Consider the following 21,627-nt stretch of genomic DNA (forward strand, 5'->3'; position numbering starts at 1 on the left):
TTTCATCTACCACATAGCATAAGGGATCCACATGGAACTAAATCAATATCAAGATTTGGCAACCGCAACAAAGCAAAAGCCAAAAAAGGAAGGCGACAGCCTAACTGTCAGTCTATTAGGTCTAGCCTGTGAAGCCACAGGACCTTTAGCGGAATTTAAAAAGCACATTCGTGATGGAGATGCTTATAAAATTTATCCTGACCGTATGTTAGAGGAACTCGGAGACGTTCTTTGGTATCTCGCCTCAGTCGCAAGTGAATTTAATCTGACATTACAAGAAATTGCAGAGACTAATCTTAAAAAAACGCAGGAACGATGGGGCCAAGAAAACCAGAATGTCCTTTTTAATCAATTCTTTGACGACAATTTCCCTCCATCAGAGCAGATACCAAGGCGCTTTATTATCAGGTTTTTGTCTCTAGAGGATAAAGATCGTAAAGTCGTGATTGCTTACCTTGGCACACAGCAAATGGGGCAATCGCTCACTGATAATGCTCACGATAATGATGGATACAGATTCCATGACGTTTTTCACTTAGCGTGTGCTGCGGTTTTAGGCTGGTCTCCTGTAGTTCGTCGTAATTTGGGGTTTAAGAGGCGTAGCAATACCAGGATCGACGAGATTGAAGACGGAGGACGGGCCATTGTAACGGAAGAAGCTATATCAGCTCTTGTATTTGACTATGCGTTATCTCACGACATGTTTGCCGACGTCGTAGCTATCGACTATGAATTGCTAAGAACGATTGGCACACTTGCAGGACATTTTGAAGTCAAAACGAAAAGACCTGCAGATTGGGAGAATACTATCTTACAAGCATACTCGGTGTGGAGAGAACTATCTGCAAATAGCGAAGGATTTATTATATGTGACTTGAACGAGAAGGCGATTTCGTTTGAGAGAGAACTAAATGGAGAATCATTTTACAATGGACCAAGACCCTCTTCCCTAATCAATACTCACGCTGTAGAAGTGTGATAGAAACATATCTGCTTTTATCCAATTACTAGAAAAGACGATTTTCGGGAGCTAATATTGTTTAATGCAGATGAGATGTATATGCAAATCAATTTTAAAACAAAGCCGCTGGTACCGCGTGAGCTGATATATGACCTGTACTGGATATTCGCAGACCGGCGTCATAGTATCTTTGAGCGACGCCTGAACGGATCACCTTGGCCTTGGGTGGATGATCCAATACTCCAGAAGTTCAAGTTTTGTAACACATATCGTGCTGCTGACCGTGTATCGCAGTACTTGATTAGAAACATTGCCTATAACAAGCAAGCGGAAGACGATAAAAACAGAGTTTTTCAAATTGTCGCATTCCGAACTTTTAGTAATATTGCAACTTGGGAAGGATTACTTTCTAGATTAGGGAAAGCCCCAACTATTGAACATCTTGCAACGGGAGCGTTTGAGAAAGCGCTCGATGACATAAAATCTGAGAGAGGGCGATTATATACAGGAGCATTTATTCTTTGTGCTACAAAAGCCTTTGGCTACCATGAGAAACATAAGAACCACACAGCCTTATTCAAAGAGATGTTCCTGTATCACGATTCAGATAGACGCATTCGCGAAACGGGATCTTTGAGAGATTTAGTTAGCTATTTAGGTGGCTTTCCTCTAATTGGCCCTTTCATGTCTTACCAGATAGCGATCGATCTGAATTATTCAGAAACCGTAAACTTTAACGAAAATGACTACACGCAAGCTGGCCCAGGGGCACTTCGCGGAATCAAGAAAGCGTTTTCTGATATTGGAGATTATTCTCCTGCAGATGTGATTCACTATATGGTAGATAATCAAGAACGAGAATTTTCGCGTCTTGAGATAGATTTTAATGGCTTATTGGGACGCAATTTGCATGCAATAGATTGCCAGAATTTGTTTTGTGAACTTGACAAGTATTGTCGTGAGGCGGCTCCGCATTTGATAAGTAATCGCTCACGTATTAAAGCACGCTTCACGCCTAACAATACGCAATTAGACTTTTTCTTTCCACCTAAGTGGAACATTAATAGCAAAATTATACAAATCGCATCTGAAGATTGCCTAAGAAATCCACAACTTTCGCTATTTGACACATCCATTCATCTAGCCTAGATCAATTGAATTTAAAATTCTGGATGATGCCTCTAGACTTCACAGCAAGCGTTCTCCCCTTTACATCCCAACGCCCGGCCCCGACCGCCTCACCGGAAGGCGAGACAGTCGAATGAGAAACACTCCTCCGAGGAAGAAGAACAACCCGATCCCACAAGCGAAGACGCTTCCGCTCCAGAGGGCGAAGAAGCCGCTGAGTTCGGCAACGGCGGGGCGCTGGGGGGAGTAGTAGACGTCGACGGTTTCGCCGACGTGGTATTGGGCGGGGCTGTTGCCGGAGCCGGATTTGCTGCGCCATTCGTGACCGGCGGCGTCTTTGTAGGTGAAGATCGGTGTGTAGATGGGGGTTCCGTGGTCGTCGGGGCTCTCGGCCATCACGACGACGGTTCCCCGCGTGTGCGCGGCGTGGCTTAGGAATTGGCGGCGCTGGATTCCGAGCCAGGCGCCGAAGACGATGAGCAGTAAGCCGAGGGTCACCAAAACCCAGCTCATGCGCTTCCCAGCGGGAGTGACGTAGCCGCTGTTCGCCCAATCACGGTTCGGCGTAAACTTGATCATTGGACGCATTCCTCATTCCTAAGCCATCGATCTATTTCGGTATACCCATTGTCTCGCCGCTGGTCGGGATTTCGAGTAACCGGACGCTGTCGCCCACGCGGTGAAGGCGGCGCGAGGGCCAGGCATCATAGGCTTCGTTGAGGAGACTGTGATGTTGAAACGGAAATTAATGTGCCTCCGGGTAATTGCTGTTGGCGCAATCATTACGATACTGACGTTTGGAGGGCTCTGTCCCGCGTTTGCGCAACTTCCCGTCAACCCCGATGTGGCGAGGGCGGAGGCAGTGGGCTTTGAGGCGCGCCATTTGCAGGAGGCGGGGAAGAATCCCGCTGGCCTGGAGGTGACGCTGCGTCAGCCGGAGGGCAGGACGCAGTTTCATATGGGGGAGATTATCCCGTTTGACGAGGTGTTTTCCAGTCAGGTGAAGGGAAAGTACCGTCTGAACCCTGGCGGCGAGGACAGTGTGGTGGTCGATCGGGAGCGAGATGCGCCGGATGTGGGGAGTGTGAATTACGATCTGGGGCAAATCACCGTGATCAATGGGGCGGGGCCGCAGTGGCGTGATCTGGAGAGCGCTCCGGTCACAACCAGCTTGCGACTGAACGTTTCGAGACGCTTCGATCAGCCGGGGAGTTATCGGATTTACACAAAGACCTGGCGGGCGCAAAACCGGAAGGCGTCGGGGGTGGAGGCGTTTTTGGGAGGCTCCATGACGGCGGTCTCCAATATCGTGCAGATTGAGATTCTGCCGGACGATCCTTCATGGTCCGCACAAATGCTGGCGAAGGCGCTCGCCACATTCCAACGCACGGGGCGCGATATGGCGGCGGACCCGCGCGAGGCGGATACGCTTGAGTATCTTGATACCCCTACCTCTGTGCAGGCGATCATCGATCACTATGGCGCGTTCACAATGATGGACTCATGGAATTCTCCCTGGTACTTCGCGGGACGCCAGGGGCTGATGCGATCGCGGCGAACAGCGGACGACGCCGCGTGGATGCAGGCGAAGATTGCCGACCCGCAATTCCCGATCATGCCCTTTTTTATTGCCGACCTCTCCTGGGTTCAGACCCGAGCCGCATATCCCGCCCCGATGACTTCGTGGCCCAGCGCTGATCGCGCGCGGCAAAGCGCCTGGAATCAAGAAATGAAGGCTCGGACAGCAAAGCGGGCCGCCTTCCTCATACAAAACCTGAAGCTGCTGAGCGCCGCGCTGTCACACAAACGCAGCGACGCGCTGGTCCATAGCGCCTTCACTCTCGCCGCCAAGGGAACCGGCCTTCCGATCTCTCCCGCCACGCAGAAAGCCGCCGCGCCCATTCTCATTTCTCACTTTGACACATTGGCGCCAGATGAGCAGTCGGCATTGCTGGATGATTTTAGCTGGCCGGCAATCCGCAGTCCGCGCATGCTGCCCGTGCTGCGGCGTCTCTACGAATCTCCCCACGTCAGATCACAAGGCGCGATGGCCGTGTTTGAAGCAAGGCAGCCGCGAACCCTGGCGCTGCGCCGTATCTGGGAACTGTCCCCCGCCGAGGGACGGCGGCTAATCCTCGCCGAGATTGCGCGCCCCAATCCCCGAATCGAGATGGACCTGATGGCGTCTCTCCCGGACGCGACTCTGCCCTCGGTCGAACACAAGCTGGCGGCCAATCTCCTAGTCAACGGCGATCCGTCGGCGAATGCGTTTCTGATCCAGCGCTACGGCGCGCGCGCGATCCTTCCTCAAATCCAGGCCTTCTACACGCATAACCCCGGCCCCTGGGTCTGCTCGCTCCAAGCCCCGCTCCTGGCCTATTTCCTGCGCGTCGCTCCGAAGTTCGGCGCCGCCGAGGTGAGAAAAGCGCTGTGGGACCGAAAAGACACGGACTGTTACCTCACCCTCTTCACTGAGATCGCCAAGCTCCGCCCTTCGCCCTCGATGGCGCCGGACCTGCAAAAGATCGCCATTGCCTCCCTCGCCGACCAAAACCCCAGCGTGGCGAGCGACGCCGCCAGAGCGCTGGGCGCATACGGCTCCCCCGCCGCCAAGGACGCCCTTTGGCGCCGTCTGCGTCAACTGCACGCGCAGCGCCCCACGCCCGCCGTCAAAACCTCACAGGCCGCCGTCGCCCAGGCCATCGCCAACTCTGCCGCCTGGCTCACCGATCAAACCGCCCTCGACGAGATTTTACGCCTCTGCCCCATCGCCCATAGCCTCAACGATCTGGGAATCTACACGGTGGACCAGGGCAAACACGCCTGCCTGTACATGGATGTTGTTACCGAAGACAAACATCGCGAGCAATGGCGCGTCGGTCCCTGCTCTCTCACCTCACGCACGGCGCTCCAGCATAAACTCGCGCAATACCCGCGTGGAACCGCCTTCACTCTACGCAATGACGCCACGCTTTCCGAACCGCAGGCGATTGACAGCGCCTTAGGCGATATCAAGGCGTTCCTGAAACAGCGCGGAATGAGCCTGAATCTCGATCAATAAGGGGCGAACAGTCGGTGTTTTTCCCAGCGGGGGCCGGATTCGGGAATGGTAATCGTGTCAAAGATGTTATACTGATTCCAATAAGAACTTCCCAAATCGACGAGGATTTACTGCAATGCCCACCTATCGCTCTCGCACCACCACCCATGGCCGCAATATGGCCGGGGCGCGCGGCCTTTGGCGCGCGACCGGCATGAAGGACGGCGACTTTGGGAAGCCGATCATCGCTATCGCCAACTCGTTCACGCAGTTCGTGCCGGGTCACGTCCATTTGAAGGACCTCGGACAGCTCGTCGCACGCGAGATTGAGGCGGCGGGCGGCGTCGCGAAGGAATTCGACACCATCGCCGTGGACGACGGGATCGCGATGGGCCATGACGGCATGCTCTACAGCCTGCCCTCACGCGATTTGATCGCCGACAGCGTCGAGTACATGGTGAACGCGCACTGCGCCGACGCTTTAGTTTGTATCTCGAACTGTGATAAGATCACCCCGGGAATGCTGATGGCGTCCCTGCGCCTGAACGTCCCCACCGTGTTCGTCTCCGGCGGACCGATGGAGGCCGGCAAGGTCATCTGGAAGGGCAAGGAGCGCGCGGTCGATTTGGTGGACGCCATGATCGCGGGCGCCGATGAGAACGTGACCGATGAGGAGAGCGAGGCGATGGAGCGCTCCGCCTGTCCGACCTGCGGATCGTGTTCGGGCATGTTCACCGCCAACTCCATGAACTGTCTGACCGAAGCCCTCGGCCTCTCGCTCCCCGGCAACGGCTCCACCCTCGCCACCCATTCGGACCGCAAGCATCTGTTCCTGGAGGCGGGCCGCGTGATCGTTGAAATCACCAAGCGCCACTACGAGCAGGACGACTACAGCGTGCTGCCGCGTGCGATTGCGACCATGGAGGCGTTCGAGAACGCCATGTCGCTCGATATCGCGATGGGCGGCTCGACCAACACGGTCCTGCACCTGCTCGCCGCCGCGCATGAAGCGGGCGTCAACTTCACGATGAGCGATATCGATCGTCTGTCGCGCATCGTCCCGAATCTCTGCAAAGTCGCCCCCGCACGCGGCGACATCCACATGGAGGATGTCCATCGCGCCGGCGGCATCTTCGCGATTCTGGGCGAAATGGAGCGCGCGGGCCTGCTGAAGACCGACGTCAGCACGATCCACACCCCCACCCTCGCGGGCGCGATCAACAATTGGGATATTCGCCGCACCGACGATCCCAAGGTCACCGAGTTCTTCAAGGCCGCCCCCGGCGGCGTCCGCACCACCGAAGCCTTCAGCCAGAGCCGCCGCTACGCGGAGCTGGACCTGGACCGCGAACAGGGCACGATCCGCCAGCATGAGAACGCCTACAGCAAGGACGGCGGCCTGGCCGTGCTCTACGGCAACATCGCCGAGGACGGATGCATCGTCAAGACCGCCGGCGTGGACGCCTCCAACCTCGTCTTCTCCGGCCCCGCCCGCGTCTTCGAAAGCCAGGACAGCGCCGTATCCGGTATCTTAGGCGGCGACGTAAAAGAAGGCGACGTCGTCGTCATCCGCTACGAAGGCCCGCGCGGCGGACCGGGCATGCAGGAAATGCTCTACCCGACCAGCTTCCTGAAGTCCCGAGGTCTCGGCAAGTCCTGCGCCCTCGTCACCGACGGCCGCTTCTCCGGCGGCACCTCGGGCCTGTCCATCGGCCACGTTTCCCCCGAAGCCGCCGAAGGCGGAACCATCGGCCTCGTGGAAACCGGCGACCGGATCGACATCGACATCCCGAACCGCACCATCCACCTCGCCGTCTCCGACGCCGACCTCGCCGCCCGCCGCCAGCATCAAGAAGACCGCCCCGAAGGCGGCTGGCAACCCGCCGAAGTCCGCAAGCGCCGCGTCACCCCGGCCCTCCAAGCCTACGCCGCCATGACCACCAGCGCTGCCCGAGGCGCCGTCCGCGACGTCACCCAGATCACGGGCCGCAAACGATAAGACAAAGAGCCAATATAAGACAACAAAGGCCGCCGCGACAATCGTCGCGGCGGCCTCTTCTATTTTAGAAATCCGTCAATAGAAGATCGCCGGTCTCTTCTACAAGCTCACGCAATTTGTATTCCAATGAGGCGAGAACATTTTCAAGAGTGGCTAAACGACCAGAGCCAAAGGCAGTTTTCATGGAAGTATTACATTCGCGCTGTGGGACGATACGATCTCGAACATACTCGAATCCGTGTCTATCGATAATCAGTCGAACCACATATTCTAAGCAGACAACTCTCCGGCGAAGATGGTCACGCGCAGCCGCGTGTGTTTCACTGCTGGCGAATGCCTTCAAAAATCGCTTGTCCCCAGTGGCCAACAGAATCACGGGATGATCTAAGGATTCCGCGAGCAACATCAACTCGCCCGCATCAATACCATCAACAGCAACACGACTAACAGTTTCAAAATAAGTCGGATTATTAGAAATCTTGCTGGCGCTTTTGACGAACTCTAAGGCGCGCTCAACAGCATCAGTTCCATATCCCTTAGATAACTTAGCGATTTTATACTGAGCAGACTGCAAAACGAAGGTTTCGTGTACAGTTACTTGAATGACATCTAACGCTTCTTCAATAAGATCGAAGGCGGCAAGACACATCAATATATCGTTGTCGATCAGACACTTCAATTAGCGTGTCTCGACTCTGGTAAGGTTTAAGAGATACTCCTGGCTTTCTTCAGGAATCAAATCCCAGTCAATTCTGCGTGACATTTCTTCAGCCATCATTGCAAGCGCATTCTCGTCCTGCTGGATATAGAAATTAACTGCTGTGCGAGCTTCTTTATACTGCTTCGTTTTCTTTACCCATTCACCGACAAGAAAGCTTGGGTCAATATGTAAGCGATTTGCATATTCTTGACATCCACGAGCAATTTCCGCTGGGCGAGGGGGAAAGCTGTAATTTTGCGGCAGCTCTTCTCCACCAGTAAGAAGCTCACGTGCAAATCGGTTGGCTTCTCGCTCAGTGGTTTCATTGAAGCCAAATTCCGTTTCGGTATCTACGATGAGGCCAAAAAATTCCAAATGATTGAGATAAATGTGACCGATCTCGTGTGCGAGCGGAAATAGATGCTGAGCTGGCTTTGCATCATGCCGAAAGAAGACAATAGCGGGACGTCCGTCGACCGAAACTGTCACTGCTCGCAGTTTTTTTACGCCGGCGGGCAGCCGGGCGACATGAATGACGGGGATATTGCTGTTCCAGCAGAATTGAAGTAGCTCTTGAAAACCTATCCATGCTGCTCCTGCGCCTAGAAGACGACGGCGAATGATTGACGCAGAGACAGTAACAGGTTTACGAGCTTCTATCATTCCCAAAATGGCAATACGAGCTGCACGCTCTGCGATTGCCACAGCGACACCTTCATCGCTTGCGAGTTCAGGACCTTTAAAGAAACGAGCAGGAGCGTTTTCTGATTGAAGTGCGGCAGCGGGATTGCGCAATGCGTCCAATTGGATACCGAGATGCTTGGAAATGATGATCAAGCCTTCTAAGTAGCCAGCCTCAGTCGTGGCAATTTCGTCGTCCCACCAACTCGGCAGCACAGTGTCACGCACGAATTTCGGTTTGAAACCGGCGGATGCGAGTCGCTTATATAATAATGACATGGGATTGGCCGTGGCCATTGGCGCATCTCTCCGCTTAAACAGTTACCGTCGACCAAGCAAGCTTCGAGGGACGATAATATTATTGTACCACTGACATACCTATCGTAGCTTCAGGCTACGCCCTATCTTCATAAATCGTTTCCCGAGACATCGCCTCCAGAGGAATCTCGCGTCTTGTGTCAGGAATAAGCGTCAATTTCTCCAGTGATTCTTCCCAATCATCCTGAGGCGCGCTTCGCTGTACCGAAGGCGCAGACTTATTGGCGGATGCTGGTCTTCCTTCGTGGATATCATTCATACAAACACCTACAGACAATCACAGAGAAACTCGCTCCTTCACCGCTCCTGTCAGTTCCGTCCACCGTGGATTGAATCCATACTTGCGCATCTCCGCCCAAGCCTGCGGGAACGTCCACCCTTGCTGGGTCACGCGCCAGATGCCGATCATACAGCCCGTGCGGTCCGCGCCGTGCTGGCAGTGGACGAACACTGGCTCGCCCGGCGCTTTCTTGAGCGTGGCGAGGAAGGTGGCGACTTGCTTCGGCGTCGGCGCTTCGGCGCCCATCGGCAGGTTAATCCAGGTGAAGCCGAGTTTTTGGGCCTCCGCCTTCTCTTCTTTCACGGGCGAGTAGCGCAGGTCGATGATCGTGTGGACGCCCATCGCCTTTAATTTTTCCAGACCCGCCGGCGTCGGCGCGGCGCCGCGCGTGATACCGGGCGCGACGTCGTGGAAGTTGGGAAGGTCCTCCTTCGCCAAGGCGCGGCTGGAAGAAACGGCGCCCAGGCAGGCGGCGAGCAAAAGCAGTCCGAGAGCGCGTGAAAACACGGCGCGGCGGGTGTAGTTCATGCCCCGATTATACCTAAACGCAGCAATATCGCGGTCATTGACAGTCGCCCATGAGCGCGTTATAATGTTATCGATAACAGTCACTAAAGACACAAACGCTGTATCGAGGGCGTTTGTTGGATCGGGGATGCGCGGATGGATTCCAATCGACTGACACGACGCGAGCTGCTGAAGGACATGATGCTGGCGGCGGGCGCATCCGCCCTGATCGCGGAATCCGCGCTGTCCGCGCCGGCAAAGCGCGCGGACTCTCGGGACGCCAAGCAGGCGCATGAGGATCTCGTTGGCCTGGTCAACCCGATGCAGGGGACCAATTCCAACTTCGGCTTTTCGCGCGGCAATACGCTGCCGCTGGTCGCTCTGCCCTTTGGCGTGACGCACTGGTCGGCGCAGACCAACGAAGGCGACGGCTGGTTTTTCGATCCCAATGTCCATACCTTGCAAGGCGTCCGCGCCACGCACCAGCCGAGCCCCTGGATGGGCGATTACGGCTATTTCACCGTGATGGCTCAGGCAGGAGACGCTGTCCTTGCCCCCAAAGCGCGCGCGGCGGCGTACGAGCCCGGCGATTTCCAGATTGGCCCGCATACGCTCTCAGTCACGTTCAAGCAGGACGGCATTCGGATCGAGATGACGCCGACCGAGCGGTGCGCCGCTTTTCGATTCACATTCCCAAGCGGCAAGACCGGCCGCGTGCTCATTGACGCGCATTCACACGTGGAAGTCGACGCCGGCGCGGGAGTCGTCACGGGCTGCTCCCGCCTCAAGGGGTTCGGCGCACCGGGAAACTTCGGGTGCTATTTCTACGCCCGGTTCGACACTCCCATCGCGAAGGTTTATCCTTTTGACGACGCGCGCCAACCGATCGCCGGGAACATGGCGGACGGGAAGGATGTCGGCGCGGCCATTGAGTTTGAAGGCAAAACCACGGTCGTGATGAGGGTCGCCACCTCGTTCATCAGCGTGGAGCAAGCTCGCATCAGCCTCGACCGCGAGATTGGAAGCCTCTCGTTCGACGCCGTTCGAGAGGCGGCGGCCAAGACATGGAATGACACGCTGGGCGTTGCGCGTGTGTCCGGCGGCTCGGAGCGCGACCGTCGCACGTTCTATAGCTGCCTCTACCGGGCGCATCTCTTCCCCCGCATGTTCCACGAATACGACGCATCAGGAAAAACCGTCCACTACAGCGCTTTCGACGGCAAGCTGCACGACGGAGTGATGTACACCGACACCGGCCTTTGGGACGGATACCACACCGTCTACCCGCTGCTGTCGCTGCTCCAGCCGGCGCGCCTCGGCGAAATCATCCAGGGCTTTATCCATGCGTATCAAGAAGGGGGATGGCTGCCGCAGTGGCCCAATCCTGGCTATCACGGCACCATGGGCGGCACGCACAGCGATGTCGTGATCGCCGATGCGATCCTGAAGAATATCCCCGGCTTCGACCGCGACGCCGCCTACGCCGCGATCCGGAAGAACGCGACCGTCGATCCTGGCGTCTCGACCGAGGGGCGCCACCATCTCAATGACTATCTTCGTCTGGGCTACGTCCCCGGCGCGGTTTCCGACTCCCTGGACTACGCCTACGACGACGCGTGCATCGCGCTCGCAGCCCAGGCTCTAGGCAAAACGGAAGACGCCGCTCTCTTCGGCCAGCGCGCGCTCAATTACAAGAACAATTACGATCCCGCTGTCGGCTTTATGCGCGCCCACAACGCCGACGGCTCCTGGCGCCCGAACTTCGACCAGTACGCCTGGGGAGACGGCTACACCGAAGGCGGCCCCTGGCAATGGACCTTCGCCGTCCCGCACGACCCCGCCGGTCTGATGGCCCTGATGGGCGGCCGCGATGCTTTTCTCCGCAAGCTGGACCGGATGTTCTGGCAGCCTCCAACCTTTCACCCCGGCAGCTACGGCCAGACGATTCACGAAATGCGCGAAATGGCGTCCGTCTCCTTCGGCCAATACGCCCAGTCCAACCAGCCCGTCCACCAAGTCCTGCCCCTCTACGCGGCGGTCGGCGCCCCCGACAAGATGCATTACTGGTCGCGGCGCGTCATGGACGAGCTCTACAGCCCGGACAACTTTCCCGCCGACGAAGACAACGGCGAAATGGCTTCCTGGTTCGTCCTGATGGCGCTCGGCCTCTTCCCCGGCTGTCCAGGCCGCCCCGCCTTCACGCTCGGCTCGCCATTATTTACGGACATTACCCTCACGCCATCCGGCGGCAAGACGCTGCATCTGCACGCCCCGGCGAACTCTCCGAAAAACATCTACGTCACCCACATCACGCGCAACGGGCGCAACTACTCCAAGCTCTGGATCGCCTATTCCGACCTCCAGCAAGGCGGCCGCCTCGATTTCACGATGGCCCCCCGCCCCACCCCACGCGCTTTGAGCGTCTCCGACCTCCCAGAGTCCCAATCGCCCTACGACGCAAACGCCGCCCGCGAAACCAGCGTCTCGGTCAAAGTCGCCATCAACTGCAGCGGAGACGAGCTTGGCGAATTCATCGCCGACTGCTACTTCGACGGCGGCGCCGCCATCACACTTCCCGAAGCCGACGCCTCTCCCTCCGGCCGCTCCGCCAGACAAGGCGCCTTCACCTACAAAATCCCGCTCCCCATGCCTTCCGCCGGCCAAGGCTACACTATCCAGCTCACATTCCCCATCGGAGGCCGACAATCCGTCGCCATCAACGGCAAAACGTTCTTCCCCGATCTCAACCTGGAAACGTCCGGCTCAAAGGAAACCGTCAAAGACATCCGAGGCATTCTTCCCAACCCCAACGGCAACATCGAGATCGCCATTCGCCCCACATTCGGATCGACCATCGGCGGACGCCTCCGCGCCATCGTGATCTCCTCCTAAACGGCCCAATCCCCCACGTGTCCATGCTATACTGACCTTACCATGGACACGCCCAACACACCCGAAGACCCCATCGACAAACTCGGCATGACCGACGAACAATGGAACCGCTTCCAAGCCTACACACGCGGCTATGGCGACCAGGACGAAAATGGCGTCGACCTCACCCTGTTGCGCGCCAACCGTCGGCTGACGCCGACGCAGCGCTTAGAGTATTTGGAAGATGCAGTGAATACGCTACTCAACGTCAAAAGATTGGAAGGTTAATATGAGCGCGCTGGAACAACGCTTCCTCCAAATCATTGCCTCACTCAACGATGCACAAGTCCGTTATGTGATCATCGGCGGAGTGGCTATGAGTATGCACGGCTCCGCTCACATTACACAAGACATCGACATTTGCTATTCGCGCGATCATGAGAATTTGACACGCCTTACGACAGCGCTTGCTCCCTATCACCCTCATCTGCGCGACTTTCCGCCAGATTTACCGTTTGTTTTTGATGCAAGGACGCTAAAATCGATAACGACGCTCACATTAATCACGGATATTGGTGCGGTGGATTTGCTAGCGGAACCACCGGGCGCTCCATTATTCGAAGAACTCTTGGAGCGGTCCGTGTTGATGGAGATTCAGGGTCAGCAAGTGCATGCTTGCAGTCTTGATGATTTGATTGCGATGAAGAAGGCCGCAAACCGTCCGAAAGATCAATTGCATCTGATGGAATTGCAAGCACTGGCGAAGATTATTAAAGAAGAGAAGGCGCAATACTTAGCTGTAACGACATCCAAGCTCGAAGGTTAATCTGGCGCACCCGGAAGAATGACTACTCATCGTCCAACTGTTCCCAAGTTGCCACATTCCACCGACGCATTTGGATTGGGTTCTCAGCAAGCGCCTTCTGAAGAATTGCGGCGGCGGCGCGCTGTTCACCCTCATCCCAATCATCACCCAGAGTGCGAAGCATGGCGATGGCGCGCTCGCGACCGTCGGGTGTCCCCATACGATCGACGAGAAGCGATGCAGACAGGTCAACAGTCGTTCGCTTTCCAGTCAGCATCTCTTCGACGTCCGCGCGGTGAATAAGCCAGTACTTAGCGTGCGGCGGTTTGTGAGCGCGCAAAACTCCTTGGTGAATTTTGGCGCGAATTGTTCGTGGTTGAAGATGGGCCATCTCGGCGACCTGATCCACAGTTAAAAGAGCATTTTCTGAATCCATGTCTTCACCTCTGTTTGTATACTACCAAAAGCGTATACAATGCAATTATCTACGTTTTAAGTGCGTGATAACAGCGTAATAAGTGACATTTCACGCCCTATCCCGTAAAAATCGATCCTACGGACTTGGGCAGGATTATGAGCGCCTGATTGCGGATGAGGGCGGGTAGCTGAGCCCTAAATCCCCAATTCCTTCGCCACGCCCTCTACAAACTCGCGTGCGGCGATCATCTCTTTGACGGAGGTCGCGTGCTCGATGAGCATGGGGACGTCGGGGCATTGGGTGACGATGGATCGGAGGTAGGAGCCGTAGTCGAGGACGCCGGCGCCGGCGCGGGGGAAGCGGCGGTGGTCGTTGTCGTCGCGGGCCATGTCTTTGAGGTGGATAAGGCCGACGTTGAGGGCGACGTCGGAGACGAATTCGCGCACACGCTGGTCGCGGTGGGAGTATTCTTTGTGGGTGACGACGTTTGGGGCGTCGAGGACGATGCGGACGTCGCCGAAGGGAAATTTGCGGGCCATGCGGGCGCAGGTCTTGCCGTCGCAAAGCACGTGGGCAGTGAAGGGTTCGAGCAGGACTTGCACGGGAAGGCCGCGCACGTGCTCCAGCATGCCGTGGAGGGCGACGAAAACGCTATTGAACGATTCTTCTTCCTGGTTCAAAAGGTTGGGCGTGGCGAGGCTCTTGCCGAGGGTGCCGCTCCAGCAGACGATCCGCTCACAGCCGTTCATCACGACCATCGTCTCGACAAGCGTCTTCCAGTCCACAAAGTCCACGCCGTGCATCCCGGCGTCCTCAAGGCGCAGGGGATTGATGTAGCAGCCGACGGCGTCGATATGGAACCCGACCCCGCGCGCCGCCAGCGCCAGCAGGCGCACTTCCTCGGCGGTGATGCGCGGCAGAAACGAGTTCACCTGTCCATGCGAAAATCCCGCCGCGCGGGCTTCCTCAAAGGCTCCGGTAAACTCCGTCTCCTCGTAAATGTTGATGACGACCCCTAAATCCAATTGGCGACACTCCTTGGCGCTCGAAGCCTGCGCGAATTATACCATAGGCAGGCATCCACACGCCAAAAATGTGTCTTCCAGCAATCATCCACGCCGATCGAACTCCACTGCCTTGCGCCAAAAATTCTCATCGAACGACGCCGGCGAGCCGCTCATGCGTTTGTGAATGAGGTCGATCTTCCGCTTGATCAGCGGATCGGTCTTCGACAAGCGCGTCACGCGCGCCCAATCCGTCATGAGAGACGCAAAGGTATCTGCTTTATCCTCATTGGCGTTCACGGCGGCGTTCACGCTCACAAATCCAGACGCAGACGTGAAATCCGACATCGGCTCGCTGCTCGCCCGTCCCCGCCAAGCTTGCGGGCCATATTTTAACCCCGCAAGGTACACCGCCTCCCACTCCTCATCACAATCAAACGTATCCGAGTGAGCGTCAAAGAAATGGAAGATCTCGTGATGGATCGCGAGATCGGCGTAACCGCTATCCTCAACATCGAGATGGACCACGCCGTCGCGCAGGCCGGCGATCCCGGCGACATGCTGATCGTGGATCGTCAGCGACGCGCAAAGCACGATGGCGGTGACGCCAATCGCTGGGAAGAACCCCGCCGGATATCGGTTCAAGCTGAGCGCGAGGGGCGGCGCGTAAAACCGCAATTGAAACTCTTCCGGGGCGATCGCCGATATCAATTTCTGCATGGGCAATCCCGGGCGAAAAACGACGATCGCAACCTCATGACGCGCGGCGAGTGTCGCCAGCGTCTTTCTCGGATTCCGATCTTCGCTCGTCATGGGAAACTGGTGCTCTGGAGTCATGATATTCGGCTCTCCGGGGTTAATCCCACATCCATCATCACGAGTTCACTGCTTATTCTGATCCCGTATCTTCGCAACATCTTCGCCTTCGATCGTGCGGAAATAAAAAGGCTCAGGGGGCGTCTCACGCGATCGCCCCCTGAGCCGATTTCTAAACGGCGTCACCCCATACTATCGTCGCTTGGCGCCGAAGGCGTCGGCTGCGGCGGGCTCCGGCGGCGCTGCGCCGTTGGTCGCGGGCTGCGGAACCTGGTTGTTGTCGTTCAGGCGGAGCTGGCCGCTGACGAGCTGGGTGGCGAGCAGAGTCTGGATGACGCCGGTGATCTGGTCGGTGGCGCCGCCGGCGGCGCCGCGTCCGTCGCCCGCGCCGCTGATGTTGATCAGCTTGGCCTGGGCCAGGGCGCTGGCGATGGCGGGGGCGATCATCGGGAGCATCTCGATCTGTTTCAGGGCGAGATAGGCGTCGCCGCCTTCGCGAATAGCGTCGTTGACGGCGCGGATGGCGTCGGCCTGCGCGAGGCCCATCGTGCGCACTTTGACGGCTTCGGCGTCGGCGGCCGCTTCGGCCTGGACGCGGACCCGGGCAGCGTCGGCGTGCGCCTGCGCCAGCTGGGTGGCCTTCAGCTCGGCTTCGCGCTGAATGGCGAGGGCTTCCTGCTTTTTGGCCTCCGCCTCGGCGACCGTGGCGGCGTTCTGGGCGCGGCGCTGTTCGAGGTCGCGCTGCTTGTCGTTAATCGCCTGCTCGGCGCCCAGCTGCGCTTCGCGGGCGCGCCGCTCCTGGTCGGCGGAGACGATATCCGCGTTCGCCTTCGCCTCCACGGCGGATTGCCGGCGGCGCGCTTCGGCGACTTCGCTCTGCACTTCCTTGATGTTCAGCGAGTTGAACACCAGGCCCAGGTCCTGAAGCTCGCGGGAACAGGCGCCCTTGATGATCAGCGCAAGGCGGTCATCTTCTTCGACGGGCACCGAGGCCATGGCGTGCGCGGTGCTCGGGTCCAGCGGCAGGCTGGCGACGCTGCGCTGCGCCTTGGCGGAGAACAGCTCGTCGTGGTTGAGCAGGTTGACGGCGCGGCGGCCGGTGGAGGTCAGCAGGTCGCTCAGCGTCGCGGTCTGCTCGGACTGCGGTTTGGCGAAGAACTTGTTCGCCGCCGTGGTGATCATCTCGTTGGAATCCCCGACGGAGACGATGGCCGAGGCCAGCACCCGGACTTTGATCGGCTTGGGCGCCCCATTCTGATCGACATCGGCGGTCTGGTCGGCGATATCCAGGTCGATATTGATCGCCTTGGAGGGGATCGTCGTCCCCGTCGTAAAGAGCGGGACTTCGATGGCCTTGCCGGGGCCTTTATAGATGGCGGTGTGGCCGTTGAGCTGGGACACCATGCGAATGGTGCCCGCTTCGACCTGGGTCAAAACCGGCCGATGATCAATGGGACCAAGATCACCACCAGAACGACGCTCGCAATGAATATCAGCGTACCTGTAGGTATCATTTCTGCTTCTCCTAAATCCTTCCGCGAAAACCTTCTATATTCTCATGACGCGGCAGCTGTTCGCGCGGCCGTCCACGGAGACGACCAGCAGCTTTTCGCCGGGCTCAATGTCTCCCGGCCTGCCTTCTTTGTCCGTCTCTAAGTTTGCTAAAATTCGGACCAACTGTCCATCGATGTTGACCTGGACCACTCCTTTGCCCCGTTCGAAGCGGCTCATGGCGACGGCTTCGTGCGACACGGTCCCCTCCAGCGCCTCGCTGGGCTTGGATGCAAATCGAAATAAGAACGACCAGATCGGTCGCACGATCAGCGTGTAAAAGATCAGAGCGCCGGCGACTGCGCCCAGACCGGTCCAGAGCGAGGGCAGATGACGCGATTCCAGCATCATGCCGCTGGCGCCGGCCCCGACGCACAGGCTGAAAAATGTCAGCGGCGACAGCAGGGAAAGCAGAGGCGCGAAAAGGCTCCAGACGCTTGCGCGGCCCCGGCCGGCGCTCGCTCGGCTTCGGGCGCCGCCCTGAGACCGGGCGCCTTGCCCGCGCGCGCCAGAGCCGACGAAACGCCCCGCGTGCAGCAGGGCGGCGTCGTGGCCGCCGTCATGGGCCGCGCCGGCGCCCATATGGCGGCCGCCGGCCGCTGCGGGATCGTGGTGATGGCCGTGTCCCATTCCCAGGACTGTCTGCAGCGCCAGCCCTATTCCCCCCACGGCCAGCAGTGATTGATAAAGTGTGGTAATCATCGTTCTTAACTCGGTTCTTACTCTATAGGACACGGCCGCACGCGAAAGGTTGCAGTTCTTGCGAGGTGAATATTCGACCGTAAAGGCTCCCGAAGCGCTCACGCAATTTCTTTCCATACAATTTCTCCGGTTATGTGGACAATTAACCTTCTTATTGATATAATGAATTTCGAGCGGCTAAGCACGGGAAGCGTTTTCGAATACTCGTGTGTCTCAGGTATTCTCCCTGCTGAAAGCGAGGCCGCAGATTTTTATGAGTGACGCCGACAACACGCCCAAACCGGACGATGCGGAAATCGACGCCGAGGGGGAGAGCCTTGAGGCGTCTCCGTTTACGCCGCCGCCGCCCGTGGAGCGCGCGCTGCGCATGACGATGACGCCGGGGAATACGCAGGCGCTCGCGCTGGATACGGCGCTGGAGCCCTTGCTGTTCACCCTCCAGACCACCGGCAGCCCGGCGGGCGCGGCGAACCATATCGCCGGATCGCGCCTGCCGATCAATCTGGCGCTGGTGATCGACTGCTCCGGTTCGATGGGCGGAGAGCCGCTGGCGTACGCCAAAAAGGCGTGCGCGCTGGTCGTGGACCTGCTGGAGCCGACCGACAAGCTCACGATCATCTCCTTCGCGGAGACCGCCGAAGTGCTGATGCCCGCCCGGCGTCTCGCCAACAAGCCGCACATCAAGGATGTGATCTACGGGCTGAGCGCGCGCAGCACGACGAATCTTTATGACGGCATGCTCGCCGCGTTCAATCAACTGGGCGCCGCGAAGACCGAGCACAGCGTCAATCGGCTATTATTGCTGACGGACGGCGAGCCCAGCGCGGGCACGCGCGACTTCGGCAGCATTCTGGGCCAGGTGGCCGAGCAGCGGTCGCGCGGGATCGGCGTCTCGGCGATCGGCCTCGGCGGCGATTACAACGACGAGTTTATCTCGGGCCTCGCGCGCCGGTCCGGCGGGTCTTTTACGCATGTGGAGCGGCCGGAGGAGATACCGGCCGCCTTTGAGGCCGAAATCGAGCGGCTGTCGCGGATCGTCGCCCGCCAGGTGCGGCTGCGGCTGACGCTTCCGAGCGGAGTGAGCGTCCGTCAGGTCCATGGCCGGCAGCCGGTCTTCGGCAACCGGACGGCGGAGGTCGTGCTGGACGATATCGAAAGCGGATCGTCGCTGCTGTCGCTCTGGGAGATGGAGACGTCCCCGCGTCCCATGGGAGCGTACCGATTGGCGCGCGCCGAGCTGCTTTACGAAGACGGCGCCACGGGGCGCAGCGAACGGCTGAGCGAGGATCTGACAACGCGCTTTGTCGGCGGGCGCGACGCCGTTGCGGAGACCTCCGACACGAGCGTGGGCGCCGTCACCGATTGGTGGCGGTCCATCCGCGATCTGGATAAGACGATGATGGAGCTGCGCAAACAGGGCATGCCCCAGGAAACGCTCGAAGCGGCGCTCGGCGCCGTGGAGGCGAAGGCGAATTGGCATGGACGCGGCGAGGCCGCCGCGCGCATTGCAAAGGCCCGTACGGCGATCTTCGCCGGCGGCGCATCCGAAAAACTATTGATGGATACGGTCTTCAATCTCGATCAGGTCAGGCTCTCGTGAAAAATTACTACGATATACTGGAAGTCCCCCATGGCTGCGCCGCCCCGGAGATCCGCGAAGCTTACCGCCGCCTGGCGCAGCAATATCTCTGGGATAAAGACGCCTTCAGCGAGGTCAAGGAAGCGTATGAGGTTCTGACCTCCCCCTCCCGCCGCGCGGAGTACGACCGGGCGACGTTTGTCGCCGCTCAGGTGGATGCGCCGGTCGAGGCCGAAGCCGATCTGTCCGAGTTCGCCGCGCGCTGCCCGGTCGGCGCCGCCGGCAACTGCCCGGTGGTGAACGCCCGCGTGCCGCGCACCGAGGAGTTCTGCCCGGAGTGCGGCGTGATGCTCACGACGCTTCCCACGGCGGGCTTCGAACTGAGCGAAACGGCCGAAACGCCGTCCTGGAACGTCTGGTTTGAAGAAGACACCGGCCGGCAGCATCGACTCGCGGTCGGGCCGAACGTTGTGGGCAGGGAAGGCGCGGACGTGCTGCTTCCCGACAAGACGATCTCCCGCCAGCATGCGCGCGTCGATGTCAACGAAGACGGCCAGGTGAGCGTCGAAGACCTCGGCAGCACCAACGGCACCCAGATCAACGGCGAGCCGCTGACCCCGCTGACTCCGCGCGTGCTGCAAAGCGAAGACACCGTGCGCTTCGGCAGCATCCGGGTCGTGCTCCGCGTCCCGGGATCCGAAGGCGCGCGCGTCCGGGAATCCGAGCCCGAGCCGCTGCTGGAATCGGGACTGGATATGCCGCTGACGCCCAGCCCGCTGATGGATATGAGCGGACTTCTCCGGAACGCCGGGGAGTTCGAGCCGATCGCCATGGAGCGCGTCTTCCCGGCTCCGGACGCTTCGCTCGCGCCCTCGCTCGCCAAGCTTGTGGTCACCCGGGGCGACGTCATCTGGGACCATCCGCTCATTATCGGCTTGACGACGTTTGGGCGTCACGCGGAAAGCACGATCGTCCTGCGCAACGATCCTTATGTTTCAACCACGCACGCGCAGATCATCGCGGAGGGCGACGCCTTCCAGTTTACGGACCTGGGCAGCACGAACGGGACCCTACTGAACGGCGAGCGCCTGCTCCCGGACCAGCCGGTGTTACTGAAGCCGGGCGACGAGATCGTGATCGGCGGAACGATCTTCCGATTTGAGCCGGCCGTCGGATCTTCAGGCGGATATGGATCCGCCTCCGTGGAATAATTTTTACTATCGCAAGGCCCCGGTAAGGCCGTCGGGAAGGTCGCGGGGTGGTTCCCCAAACCGCGCTGGGAGAATGAAGGGCAAGCACTCGTATGCAAGATTATATGTCCGCACAGGAAAAGACGGTTCAGTTCAACCGTGATGAGATCAATGAAGGCTGGGCTGAGCTCGGACGCACTCCGCGCGTGCTCGCCACGGTCAAGTTCGGCGCCAAAACCGATCTGGGACGCGTGCGCGAAAACAACGAGGACAAGTTCGACTTCTACGAGCCGGAAGATCCCGCCGTTCTCGCCAGTAAGGGCAGTTTCTACGGCGTTGCGGACGGCATGGGCGGCCACTCGGCCGGACAGATCGCCTGCGAGCTCGCTCTCAAAATCGTCATCCGCTCTTATTATTCGACGCCGTCTCCCGACACGCACTCGAACCTGCGCCGCGCGATTGAAGAAGCCAACGGCCTGATCTACGACACGGCCCAGATGATCACCGAGCGCAACGGCATGGGCACCACCCTGACCTGCGCCATCATCCGCGAGGATATGATCACGGTCGCGCAGGTCGGCGACAGCCGCTGCTATCTGATCCGCGACGGCGAGATCGGCCAGATCACCGAAGACCATTCGTGGGTCGCGGAGCAGGTGCGGATCGGCGCGATGACCCTGGAGGAAGCGCAGGCTTCGCCCTTCCGCAACATCATCACCCGCTCCATCGGCACCGCGAGCACCATCGAATCCGATATCACCACGCACGCCATGCAGGAAGGCGATATCTTCGTTCTGTGCTCCGACGGCCTGAGCGGTCATCTGGAAGCGTCCGACATCCAGCGCATCGCGCTGGAGCACAGCCCCTCGATCGCCGCCATGCGCCTGGTGGAAGAAGCGAACGAGCGCGGCGGCCGCGATAACATCACGGCGGTCGTCCTTTCCATCCGCGCCATCAAGCCGTTCGTCGAAGAAACCGAAGATGAGGCGGCGGCGGCCGGTGAACCCGCCAAGCAAGACAAGCTTCCCTGGGGCCGTCGTAAATAACAGCCCGCGACTTCCTTGATCCTTTCCTTGT

General features: G+C 58.8%; 19 protein-coding genes. 10 read left to right on the forward strand and 9 right to left on the reverse strand.

The features are described from left to right. Window positions 1-31 precede the first annotated feature (31 nt). Window positions 32-979 (forward strand): nucleoside triphosphate pyrophosphohydrolase family protein, encoded by a 948-nt coding sequence (locus tag D5261_RS05930; RefSeq protein ID WP_119321134.1) that lies wholly within the window; start codon window positions 32-34, stop codon window positions 977-979. An 81-nt stretch (window positions 980-1,060) separates the two neighbouring features. Continuing rightward, on the forward strand, window positions 1,061-2,110 hold the full coding sequence (locus D5261_RS05935) for a nucleotide kinase domain-containing protein (RefSeq protein WP_165864145.1): 1,050 nt from the start codon (window positions 1,061-1,063) through the stop codon (window positions 2,108-2,110). Window positions 2,111-2,170: 60 nt separating this feature from the next. Here D5261_RS05935 and D5261_RS05940 read toward each other — a convergent pair whose 3' ends face one another. Continuing rightward, complete coding sequence (locus D5261_RS05940; RefSeq protein ID WP_165864146.1) at window positions 2,171-2,668, reverse strand: DUF3592 domain-containing protein; 498 nt, start codon at window positions 2,666-2,668, stop codon at window positions 2,171-2,173. A 151-nt stretch (window positions 2,669-2,819) separates the two neighbouring features. On the opposite strand from D5261_RS05940, the gene D5261_RS05945 reads away from it, so the two are divergent. After that, window positions 2,820-5,150 carry a hypothetical protein gene (locus tag D5261_RS05945; RefSeq protein ID WP_125205938.1) on the forward strand — a complete coding sequence of 777 codons (2,331 nt, stop codon included), beginning with the start codon at window positions 2,820-2,822 and terminating at the stop codon, window positions 5,148-5,150. Window positions 5,151-5,265: 115 nt separating this feature from the next. Further along, window positions 5,266-7,128 carry a dihydroxy-acid dehydratase gene (gene ilvD / locus D5261_RS05950; RefSeq protein ID WP_119321137.1) on the forward strand — a complete coding sequence of 621 codons (1,863 nt, stop codon included), beginning with the start codon at window positions 5,266-5,268 and terminating at the stop codon, window positions 7,126-7,128. 64 nt (window positions 7,129-7,192) lie between these two features. On the opposite strand, the gene D5261_RS05955 is transcribed toward ilvD, so the two are convergent. The 3 genes from D5261_RS05955 to D5261_RS05965 form a co-directional block, all read right to left on the reverse strand. Next, window positions 7,193-7,807 (reverse strand): hypothetical protein, encoded by a 615-nt coding sequence (locus tag D5261_RS05955; RefSeq protein WP_119321138.1) that lies wholly within the window; start codon window positions 7,805-7,807, stop codon window positions 7,193-7,195. Then, window positions 7,808-8,806 (reverse strand): ImmA/IrrE family metallo-endopeptidase, encoded by a 999-nt coding sequence (locus tag D5261_RS05960; protein WP_119321139.1) that lies wholly within the window; start codon window positions 8,804-8,806, stop codon window positions 7,808-7,810. Window positions 8,807-9,104: 298 nt separating this feature from the next. Beyond that, on the reverse strand, window positions 9,105-9,635 hold the full coding sequence (locus tag D5261_RS05965; RefSeq protein ID WP_165864147.1) for a protein tyrosine phosphatase family protein: 531 nt from the start codon (window positions 9,633-9,635) through the stop codon (window positions 9,105-9,107). A gap of 135 nt (window positions 9,636-9,770) precedes the next feature. Here D5261_RS05965 and D5261_RS05970 point away from each other — a divergent pair, with 135 nt between their 5' ends. From D5261_RS05970 to D5261_RS05980, 3 genes are read left to right on the forward strand one after another with little or no spacing between them, the layout of a single operon-like run. Beyond that, window positions 9,771-12,506: a GH92 family glycosyl hydrolase gene (locus D5261_RS05970; protein ID WP_119321140.1), complete on the forward strand. Its 2,736-nt coding sequence runs from the start codon at window positions 9,771-9,773 to the stop codon at window positions 12,504-12,506. A gap of 42 nt (window positions 12,507-12,548) precedes the next feature. Continuing rightward, window positions 12,549-12,773 carry a hypothetical protein gene (locus tag D5261_RS05975; RefSeq protein ID WP_119321141.1) on the forward strand — a complete coding sequence of 75 codons (225 nt, stop codon included), beginning with the start codon at window positions 12,549-12,551 and terminating at the stop codon, window positions 12,771-12,773. Window position 12,774: 1 nt separating this feature from the next. Next, window positions 12,775-13,311 carry a DUF6036 family nucleotidyltransferase gene (locus tag D5261_RS05980; protein ID WP_119321142.1) on the forward strand — a complete coding sequence of 179 codons (537 nt, stop codon included), beginning with the start codon at window positions 12,775-12,777 and terminating at the stop codon, window positions 13,309-13,311. Window positions 13,312-13,333: 22 nt separating this feature from the next. Here the strand turns inward: D5261_RS05980 and D5261_RS05985 are convergent, their stop codons facing one another. The 5 genes from D5261_RS05985 to D5261_RS06005 form a co-directional block, all read right to left on the reverse strand. Further along, on the reverse strand, window positions 13,334-13,726 hold the full coding sequence (locus D5261_RS05985; protein ID WP_119321143.1) for a helix-turn-helix domain-containing protein: 393 nt from the start codon (window positions 13,724-13,726) through the stop codon (window positions 13,334-13,336). A gap of 176 nt (window positions 13,727-13,902) precedes the next feature. Continuing rightward, a complete protein-coding gene (locus D5261_RS05990; RefSeq protein ID WP_119321144.1) occupies window positions 13,903-14,733 on the reverse strand; it encodes a sugar phosphate isomerase/epimerase family protein in 831 nt (276 codons plus the stop codon). Between the two features lie 84 nt (window positions 14,734-14,817). Next, window positions 14,818-15,549 (reverse strand): hypothetical protein, encoded by a 732-nt coding sequence (locus tag D5261_RS05995; RefSeq protein ID WP_119321145.1) that lies wholly within the window; start codon window positions 15,547-15,549, stop codon window positions 14,818-14,820. A gap of 171 nt (window positions 15,550-15,720) precedes the next feature. Then, a complete protein-coding gene (locus D5261_RS06000; protein WP_119321146.1) occupies window positions 15,721-16,962 on the reverse strand; it encodes a flotillin family protein in 1,242 nt (413 codons plus the stop codon). A gap of 114 nt (window positions 16,963-17,076) precedes the next feature. Next, window positions 17,077-17,781: a hypothetical protein gene (locus D5261_RS06005; protein WP_119321147.1), complete on the reverse strand. Its 705-nt coding sequence runs from the start codon at window positions 17,779-17,781 to the stop codon at window positions 17,077-17,079. 253 nt (window positions 17,782-18,034) lie between these two features. Here D5261_RS06005 and D5261_RS06010 point away from each other — a divergent pair, with 253 nt between their 5' ends. The 3 genes from D5261_RS06010 (at window position 18,035) to D5261_RS06020 (ending at window position 21,596) form a co-directional block, all read left to right on the forward strand. Further along, the gene (locus tag D5261_RS06010; protein ID WP_119321148.1) at window positions 18,035-19,381 is read left to right on the forward strand and encodes a vWA domain-containing protein; all 1,347 of its coding nucleotides are present in this window, start codon (window positions 18,035-18,037) and stop codon (window positions 19,379-19,381) included. Next, complete coding sequence (locus tag D5261_RS06015) at window positions 19,378-20,571, forward strand: FHA domain-containing protein (protein ID WP_165864148.1); 1,194 nt, start codon at window positions 19,378-19,380, stop codon at window positions 20,569-20,571. Before D5261_RS06010 ends, D5261_RS06015 begins: the two co-directional genes overlap by 4 nt. 104 nt (window positions 20,572-20,675) lie before the next feature. Continuing rightward, window positions 20,676-21,596, forward strand: a complete 921-nt coding sequence (locus tag D5261_RS06020) for a Stp1/IreP family PP2C-type Ser/Thr phosphatase (RefSeq protein ID WP_301002426.1) — start codon at window positions 20,676-20,678, stop codon at window positions 21,594-21,596. The last annotated feature ends 31 nt before the right edge of the window (window positions 21,597-21,627 follow it).

Origin of the sequence: Capsulimonas corticalis (assembly GCF_003574315.2) — a bacterium.
GTDB classification, from domain to species: domain Bacteria; phylum Armatimonadota; class Armatimonadia; order Armatimonadales; family Capsulimonadaceae; genus Capsulimonas; species Capsulimonas corticalis.

What these genes read in the sequence shown, in the direction of transcription:
- D5261_RS05930 (WP_119321134.1), top strand. Translation starts at nt 32, where the DNA reads ATGGAACTAAATCAATATCAAGATTTGGCAACCGCAACAAAGCAAAAG.
- D5261_RS05945 (WP_125205938.1), top strand. Translation starts at nt 2,820, where the DNA reads ATGTTGAAACGGAAATTAATGTGCCTCCGGGTAATTGCTGTTGGCGCA.
- D5261_RS05940 (WP_165864146.1), bottom strand. Translation starts at nt 2,668, where the DNA reads ATGATCAAGTTTACGCCGAACCGTGATTGGGCGAACAGCGGCTACGTC.
- D5261_RS05985 (WP_119321143.1), bottom strand. Translation starts at nt 13,726, where the DNA reads ATGGATTCAGAAAATGCTCTTTTAACTGTGGATCAGGTCGCCGAGATG.
- D5261_RS05975 (WP_119321141.1), top strand. Translation starts at nt 12,549, where the DNA reads ATGGACACGCCCAACACACCCGAAGACCCCATCGACAAACTCGGCATG.
- D5261_RS05970 (WP_119321140.1), top strand. Translation starts at nt 9,771, where the DNA reads ATGGATTCCAATCGACTGACACGACGCGAGCTGCTGAAGGACATGATG.
- D5261_RS05995 (WP_119321145.1), bottom strand. Translation starts at nt 15,549, where the DNA reads ATGACTCCAGAGCACCAGTTTCCCATGACGAGCGAAGATCGGAATCCG.
- D5261_RS05980 (WP_119321142.1), top strand. Translation starts at nt 12,775, where the DNA reads ATGAGCGCGCTGGAACAACGCTTCCTCCAAATCATTGCCTCACTCAAC.
- D5261_RS06020 (WP_301002426.1), top strand. Translation starts at nt 20,676, where the DNA reads ATGTCCGCACAGGAAAAGACGGTTCAGTTCAACCGTGATGAGATCAAT.
- ilvD (WP_119321137.1), top strand. Translation starts at nt 5,266, where the DNA reads ATGCCCACCTATCGCTCTCGCACCACCACCCATGGCCGCAATATGGCC.
- D5261_RS06010 (WP_119321148.1), top strand. Translation starts at nt 18,035, where the DNA reads ATGAGTGACGCCGACAACACGCCCAAACCGGACGATGCGGAAATCGAC.
- D5261_RS05960 (WP_119321139.1), bottom strand. Translation starts at nt 8,806, where the DNA reads ATGGCCACGGCCAATCCCATGTCATTATTATATAAGCGACTCGCATCC.
- D5261_RS05935 (WP_165864145.1), top strand. Translation starts at nt 1,061, where the DNA reads ATGCAAATCAATTTTAAAACAAAGCCGCTGGTACCGCGTGAGCTGATA.
- D5261_RS06005 (WP_119321147.1), bottom strand. Translation starts at nt 17,781, where the DNA reads ATGATTACCACACTTTATCAATCACTGCTGGCCGTGGGGGGAATAGGG.
- D5261_RS05965 (WP_165864147.1), bottom strand. Translation starts at nt 9,635, where the DNA reads ATGAACTACACCCGCCGCGCCGTGTTTTCACGCGCTCTCGGACTGCTT.